At 71.7% G+C, this 294-nt stretch carries 1 protein-coding gene; it reads left to right on the top strand.

From position 1 onward, the window contains the following. The coding region (locus CDV44_RS27375) for an ATP-binding cassette domain-containing protein (protein ID WP_141118850.1) at positions 1-294 on the top strand (294 nt) is incomplete at both ends.

Here is a 294-nt window from a genome sequence, read left to right as displayed (position 1 = left end):
CGTGTGCAGCGCGGCATCGCGCGCTCGTTTCAGGTGACGGCGCTGTTCCAGAACCTGTCGGTGCGAGNGAACCTGCGTCTGGCTGCGCTGGGCGTCACGCCGCGCCGCGCGCTCTCGTGCTGGCGCAAGGCGGAGGGCCCGCGTGCCTGCGCGTCCGTCGTTGACGACGTGCTCACGCGGCTCGCCCTCACGCGTCATGCGAACACCGCAGCGGGCGCGCTCTCGCACGGACAGCAACGCCGGCTCGAAGTCGGCATGGCGCTGGCGGCGCGTCCCAAGGCGATCTTTCTCGAC

The sequence above is a fragment of the Pandoraea sp. PE-S2R-1 genome, assembly GCF_002179865.1.
Lineage (GTDB): Bacteria > Pseudomonadota > Gammaproteobacteria > Burkholderiales > Burkholderiaceae > Pandoraea.
The sequence above is the reverse complement of the archived record's forward strand: the minus strand, read 5'-3'. Positions and strand labels throughout refer to the sequence as shown.